The 239-nt window shown below is 66.5% G+C and carries 1 protein-coding gene; it reads left to right on the top strand.

Features of this window, described 5'->3' with window-relative positions:
- Positions 1-29 precede the first annotated feature (29 nt).
- Positions 30-239, top strand: a 210-nt coding sequence (locus tag G6017_RS16425; protein ID WP_194307915.1) for a hypothetical protein, incomplete at its 3' end; no start/stop codon positions are given.

Here is a 239-nt window from a genome sequence, read left to right as displayed (position 1 = left end):
TGGAGCGCTCCCCTGCGGCGGCACCCCTGGTGGGCGAGCACGCCGGGATTCACATCGCCGAGCCGAGCGATGATGCGGCACAGCGGCTCGTGGAGTTCTGGCGGCAGTCAGACGCGGCGAACGCAACCGTCAGGTCCCTGCGCGATCCGGCGCTCGATACCCGGTTCCTGGGTGACCTTTACGAGAATCTCTCCGCGTACGCGAGGGAGAAGTATGCGTTGCGTCAGACGCCGGAGTTT

The sequence above is a fragment of the Dietzia sp. B44 genome (genome assembly GCF_014145245.1).
Lineage (GTDB): Bacteria > Actinomycetota > Actinomycetes > Mycobacteriales > Mycobacteriaceae > Dietzia > Dietzia natronolimnaea.
The sequence above is the reverse complement of the archived record's forward strand: the minus strand, read 5'-3'. Positions and strand labels throughout refer to the sequence as shown.